This is a genomic window from bacterium (genome assembly GCA_024224155.1).
Lineage (GTDB): Bacteria > Acidobacteriota > Thermoanaerobaculia > Multivoradales > JAHEKO01 > CALZIK01.
This window is the reverse complement of record JAAENP010000351.1, coordinates 1-6,545: the sequence shown is the minus strand read 5'-3', so window position 1 is coordinate 6,545 and position 6,545 is coordinate 1. Positions and strand designations below refer to the sequence as shown.

4 protein-coding genes are annotated in these 6,545 nt (G+C 66.4%); 3 read left to right on the top strand and 1 reads right to left on the bottom strand.

The genetic code is table 11. From position 1 onward, the window contains the following. Positions 1-3,334 (bottom strand): hypothetical protein (locus tag GY769_17710; GenBank protein MCP4203758.1); only part of this gene is annotated, 3,334 nt, incomplete at its 3' end. A 396-nt stretch (positions 3,335-3,730) separates the two neighbouring features. Here GY769_17710 and GY769_17705 point away from each other — a divergent pair. The 3 genes from GY769_17705 to GY769_17695 all read left to right on the top strand — a co-directional run bounded on the left by GY769_17705 (position 3,731) and on the right by GY769_17695 (position 6,291). Beyond that, positions 3,731-3,979 (top strand): helix-turn-helix domain-containing protein, encoded by a 249-nt coding sequence (locus GY769_17705; GenBank protein ID MCP4203757.1) that lies wholly within the window; start codon positions 3,731-3,733, stop codon positions 3,977-3,979. Next, entirely contained in the window at positions 3,976-5,550 is a 1,575-nt protein-coding gene (locus GY769_17700) for an AAA family ATPase (protein ID MCP4203756.1), read from the top strand. Before GY769_17705 ends, GY769_17700 begins: the two co-directional genes overlap by 4 nt. A gap of 372 nt (positions 5,551-5,922) precedes the next feature. Then, positions 5,923-6,291 (top strand): hypothetical protein, encoded by a 369-nt coding sequence (locus tag GY769_17695; protein ID MCP4203755.1) that lies wholly within the window; start codon positions 5,923-5,925, stop codon positions 6,289-6,291. Positions 6,292-6,545: the final 254 nt, after the last annotated feature.

Genomic DNA, 6,545 nt, shown 5'->3' with positions numbered 1-6,545 from the left:
GGGCGGTCACCAGGCTGTTGGTCAGGAAGTTCTCTAGCTCGACCTGCGGGATGCAGGTGTGCTGGTGCAGGCCCTCGGTCTCGTTGGAGATGGCCGCCAGGAGCTCGTCGTAGGTGGTGCCGGGCCCGGAGCCGATGGAGAGGGTGTGGATCGGCACGCCGAAGCTGTCCAGGTACTCGCCGGGCCGCTCGCCCACCGTGGGCGAGTCGCCGCCCCAGGCGGCCGGATCGTCCACCACCTCGTGCTCGTCGACACCGTCGATGTCCACGTCGCCCACCGAGACGATGGACGGGTTGACGTTTTGGATGCCGTCCGAGAGCACCACCATGTGGCGCTTGCGGATGTCATTGTCGAGGCCGTCCAGGCCCGAGATGACGCCCGGGCCCAGGGCGGTGTAGATGCCGGTGGGCCGCGTGTCCACGTCGGCCAGGATGGCGGGTTTGTTCGCCAGCAGGTCCTCAAGCAGCGGCGTCGTCCGCGGATCGGCGTCGTCGTCGAAGTACATGATGCCGATGCGGTCGCCCGAGACGGCGAACGGCTCCCAGGCGTTGAGAAAAGCTGGCACCGACTGCTTGAGGATCTGCAGCTTGACGTCCTGCGGCGGGTCGTCACAGGCCTCGGGGCTGTTCATGCTGTCCGAGAAGTCCAGTACCAGGGCCATGTCCAGCAGCGGGCGGCAGTCACCGGCGGGCTCGTCGAAGCTCTCAACGAATAAGCCGGTCGTCGGCGTCTGTGCGCCGGTGCCCATGCCCCGCTTGGCAAAGCCCTCCCAGATGCGGCACAGGTTGGCGCCGTCGGTGCGCGCCAGATCGGCCATCAGGATGGCGTCCCGGGCCTCGATGAAGGTCGGCCCCTGGGCCAGCAGGAACATGCTGTCGACGAGCAGCTGGAGGGCCAGCTCGTTGCCGATCGCGAAGCCGTAGTCCTGAACCAGGTTGGAGCGGACCTCCCAGAATGTTACGGCCCAGATCTCGCCCGTGTCGTGAATCGCGCCGATGTCGTCGTCCAGCCAGGGACTGACCGGCGGCGTGGCTTCGCAGCCGGCGGAGGGGATTGGGGTCACGTCGTAGGTTGACGCCTGAATGTCCGCCAGTGTGTAAGGGTTGGTGCACAGATCCGTGGTGTAAGGGTAGTGGCGAATGCCGTAGTGGTAGTTGTCATCCCAGTTGGCTGGGGTGCCAGTGAATTCCGCCGGATCCAGCTCGAAGGTGACGTAGCCGGCGACGACGTAGGTGCCGTCGATGGGGTCGCCAGGCCGGCCCAAGAGCAAGTAGGCCATGATGTCGCCGTAGCCTTCACCGAGGCCTCCGGCCTGGCTTCCCCCGTCGAGGCCCCTGACGTTGGGGCCCCCGATGATGCGGTGGCCAGTGCCGTGGGTGAACTCGTGGAACAGGACCTCGGCGTCGAAGCCCGAGTCTCGGTCGGGGGTCGGCCCGGTCCAGGTGTAGGCGCTGAGCCGCGGGCAACAAGTCCCGTCGGCCGGTGGGGTGTAGAAGCCGGAGTTGTTGGTGCCGACGTGCAGGCGTGCCTTCATCCGATCTCCCGCCACCCCGCTTCCTGTGAAGTTGACGGCCTGGAAGTTGCCCGCCGCCTCGTCGAAGCCCAGCTCGTAGAGCCGGTCGTGGTACCAGTTGGCCAAGAAGAAAACGTTCGTCGCGGCCGCGTCCTCGTTGGCAGAATCCTCAGGCGCGAGCGTGAAGTCCGCGGGGAAGTCGAAAGTGCGCGTCATCTCGCCATCGATGTCGACCATGGTGGCGGTGGGTTGCTCCCCGGGGTCGGCGTCGGAATCGAAGTCCAGGTCGACGAAGGCGATCACGTTGTTGCCGGTGGTGGTATCGGTGCCGGCGGGAATCCAACCGTCTGGCGACAGGGTTGGGTCGCCATTGGTCTGCACCAGTACGGCCGGGATCTCAGCGCCCTGGGAGCCGTCGGGGGTGGCGGGGCCAGGGCTCAGAGGGGCCGGGCTGTCGAACGGCTGCATGTCGTCCTTTGGATCAACCGTCGGCGAATCGAGGAGCTCCGCGTACACTAGCCATTGGGGCGTATCGAAGTCGGTCATTGGCTCGCGCAAGAGGACATCGCCGTCGATGGCATCGATCAGGACCTGGTACATCAGGTCGTGACCGGCCGCGCCAATCAGAACCTCCCAGACTAGTCGCACCGCGTTCTGGGCGACCACGAAGTAGATCAACCGTACCGGCGCGTCGTCCTGGAACTCGCTGCCGCCGGCGAACCTCTGGCGCCGCTCGTCGCCCTGTGCGGCCTGGATCTGTGGATGCTCGGAAGCGGTGAAGTCCGCGTTGACACTGGCGGCGGAGCGCTCCACCGCCTCGATGGCGGTCAGGTTCGGCTCGGCGGTGTTCACCGCCGACGAGAGCTCCGGCACCACCTCACCGGCGAGGCTGACCAGCTGGTTCTCGGCAGTTACCATGCCGACCAAAGAGGCGGGGTAGACCTGGCGGCCCTGGAAGCGCTGGTCGAGGGCGACGTGGCGCACCGGAGCGATACGTCGGCGCAGCCGTGGCGAGCCCTGCGACGGGGCGTCGCGTGAGGTCGCTAGCGACTCCACGTCGGCGCCGGCCAGCCGGAAGAGCGCCTGGTTCTGCGCCACGAAGGAGCGCAGGATCTGCGGCGCCTCGGCGTGCTCGGGGGCGGTGAGGAAGCCGTCCAGCGTGTACAGCGTGCGCGGAGTACCGGTGAGCGGGTTCCAGCGCAGGCGGAGATTTGGGTACCGCGAGCGGATCAACTCCTCGGCCTGGCGCTGACCAGGAGTGACGAAGGCGTCGGCCAGCCCGGAGGCGGGCATGTTGGCCTGCCGAGCGTCAATGACTGGCAGAGGAGCGGCCCTGGGCCGTACCTGTGCCGCTAGAAAAGCAGGCGACAGAAGCGTCCCGAGCAAGACAGCTACGGTTAGCCTGGCTACGTTCGCGGCGATGATTCGACGAAAAGTGGATCGGTTCATTGATCCTCCCAACTCCTTGGGGTTGCTCTGCCCTTCTCTGTGGCCATCCGGTGAGTGGTTTCGGCCCCGCGTGGAGGGTCGAAACCCGTAGGTCCATTTCCGTACCGCAGTTCTGAAACTCCGCTCGCGCAACTGGTGCTGAATCCTCTCGACGGTGTGGCGCCCCTCGTCCGACGCGGAGAGTGGTACCTTCTGCGCCCAGTCATCGATCTCGCGGCGTCGCTCCGTGCCCCGAACCTCCTCGGTACGGACCAACTGCACCAGTGCCTTGTTGCTGCGACGCAAGATTTGCCGCAGTCCACCGTCCAGCTTTCTCAGGGCGGTTTCATCAAGGTCATTGAACGGCGGCAATTCCGATCCCTGTTTGCCCACGATAGGCGCTCCTTTCTAGGCGGGTCGGGGCCCCTTCGAGCACACCGACGGGCGCCACAGCGCATGTGCGTGCTGTCGCGTGAGGCCGCTTAGTGCGGTCGAAGCCAGCGACTCATGGAACCCATCCGGCTCTTACCCACTCACGGGACTCACAACCCACCAAGTTCCGTGTATCGCACCACGAGCGAAAGACACAACACCCCTCTAGGTGGGCCTGCAACCGCCTTTTTAGGCAGACCAGAGGACCACCCTGTTCATTTAGGTGGGGCGAGTTGCTCCAGCTGGCAATGGTATGAGGCGGCGATTGATTGAATCCTATTTATGTAGTACGATGTTCCGTCGACCACGATCCGCTTGGGACTGGCCCCCACGAAATACCGGAAAGGAGCGTCGGACTTGGATCATCGGACTTCAAAGACACATCTCGGGACCGGCGCACGCGACCCGCAAGCTCTTCTCAACCAGGCTCAGACCGCCTCGCTAATCGGCGTCTCTGAGCGTACGCTCGAGTGTTGGCGCTGGAAAGGGAATGGCCCGGCGTTCGTGAAGATCTCGAGTCGGGCCGTTCGGTACCGGCGTCAAGACATCGAGCAGTGGGTGAGCGAGCGGATTCAGCACTCGACGAGTGAAGAGCTCCCCAGGTGAGCAGCTCGCGCAAGCGACGCCCGCGATCTCAGGCCCGAACTCGAGGCCATCTAGAACTTCCCGAGAGCCCCGAGCTCGAGCGCGCGGTACTCGGTGGTCTGCAGCATGCGGACGATATCGGGGCTACTCTGGCGCGCCTGGAACCGGCTGATTTCGCTTCCGAGTGCCACCGAACGATCTTCCGCGCAATCCAGGTTCTCGCCAGCCAAGGTCGTCGCGCGGACATCCCTCAGCTTATCGACACGCTCGAGCAGGCCGGCGACTTGGTCGACGTCGGCGGCCGCGCATACATCGCCTCGCTGGATCTCAACCTCATTCCTTCCAACCTCGATGGCTACATCGACCGCCTGAAAGAGCTCCGCGCTCTTCGACAGGCCGCGGTCTCGGCCGAGAAGTTCCTCGGCGAGCTGGGAGACTCGGTGCCGGCGCGGATCCCGGAGGCGCTGGCGGCACTCGAGGCTCGTCTCGGGAACGCATCGGCATTTGCCACCTCGGCCGAGCGCAACCAGTTCCGGCCTCTCGCTGAGGTCACGCCCGAATCTGTGGAGTTCCTCTGGAAGCCCTATCTGCCGGTGGGGAAGCTAACGCTCCTCGAGGGCGACCCGGGCCAGGGTAAGAGCTTCCTCGCGGCAGCGATCGCGGCCAGCGGATCGCGCGGCCATGACCTCCCGGGCGCAGGCGCCTTCGAACCCTGGAACACTCTGATCCTGACTGCGGAAGACGGCCTGGCGGACACGCTTCGACCGCGGCTCGATCGGCTGGGAGCCGACGTCGACCGGATCTTCGGCGTCGAAGACCTCCTGGACCTGAGCGCACCCCAAGGCCTCGGAGTCCTCGAGCGGGCCATCCGTGAGCGAGAGCCGCGCCTCGTCGTCATCGACCCGGTGGTCGCCTACGTCGGAGCCCGAACCGACCTCCATCGAGCGAACCAGGTCCGGGCCGTCCTCGGGCCCTTGGCGCGGCTGGCGGCGAAGACCCGCACGGCGGTCGTGGCGATCCGGCACCTGAACAAGTCTCAGGGCACCCACTCCCTCTACCGCGGGCACGGGTCGATCGACTTCACCGCGGCGGCCCGGAGCGTGCTCCTGGTCGGCTCGGACCCCGAGGACGCCGAGAACCGGGTGGTCATTCACCTGAAAAGCAATCTGGCGCGACTTGGCCGCTCGCTCGCCTACACGATTCGGCAAGGCGTCTTCGCCTGGTCGGGGTGGAGCCAGCTGACGGCGTGGGATCTCCTCCAGGACGACCGCACCGCCGAGGAGCGCACGGCAATCGGGGAGGCCAAGGATTTTCTGGTGGAGCTTCTCGCCGATGGACCGCAGGCCTCGAAGGATGTGCTCCAGGGGGCGAAGGCGGCCGGGGTGTCGGAGAAGACCTTGAGGCGCGCCAAGAGCCAGCTCAAGGTCAAGGTGAGGAAGACCGGGTTTCAGGGCAAATGGTGCTGGGCTCTCCCGGGAGCTGAGAGTTCGAAGGTGGCCATGGAACCCAAAGATGGCCAAGAAGGCCATAAGGGTAGGGATGGCCATCTTTGGGAGAAGCGGGCGAGATCGGATGAGAGCCGGCCCGCCTAGCGAGCTTCGGTGGAGCGGGTGAGTGGTGGTCGTTGGGAGGCTCGAGAGCGCAAGAACCCAAGCTGCAGTGAAATCGGTGTTTGATCGGGAGCAAGCAAGACCGACAGGCCCCCGAACGTGTTACGTCCGGGTCCCCGTCGGATGCTTGCCCGCCCCGCTCCGGGTTCCCCTTCGCGGTCTCGCAGCCCTTCGAGTGCTCGGAGCGGGAAGACACGGCCACTCTCCGCGGCGAACATTCTCCCGCGGGAAAGTCCGTGGCGTGATCGCGTGAGGCGGCGCGAACGACTCCGCACTGTGGTCCGCTCCGTCCGGTGGGGCGAGGACGAATGGCGCACAGTTCGCTTCGAAGCTCGCCGACGCGGACTCCGCCCGGTGAGCTACATCCGGGCGGCCACACTTCGCGAGTGGCCCGATCCTCCGCGGGCGCCCCGAACGGGCCGCACGCGGTTCTCAGAGCCCCGGTCCGTCCGCCGGGGGATCCGCTTCCACCCGGAGGAGTTCGCCCGCATCGAGCGGATGGCGACGACCCTGGGCATGCCGCCCAACCGCTTCATCCGGGAGGCCGCTGTCGGCTACCGGCTCTCCTCCCGGGCCGACGAGGAGCTGATCTACCAGCTCGCCAGGATCGGCCAGAACTTGAACGAGCTCACCCGGCACGCTCATACCATCGGGCGGCTCGACGCCGAGCGCCTCGAAAGCCTCGACGCCCGGCTCCGCACCGTCCTCTCCCGGCTCCTGTGATCGGCAGCCGTCCCGTCACCGGCCGGGGGTTCGGTGGCCTCCAGAACTACCTCCTCCACGGCAGGAACGGCGCTTCCCCGGACCGCGCTGTCTGGACGTCGACCCGGAACCTCGCGATCAACAAACCCGAGCAGGCCGCACAGGTCATGCGGGCGACCGCGAGCCGCGCCCTGCGCGGCACTGAGACGCCCGTCTACCACCTCTCGGTGAGCCTGGCGCCTGGCGAGAGCCTCGACCGGCCGGCGCTAGATCGG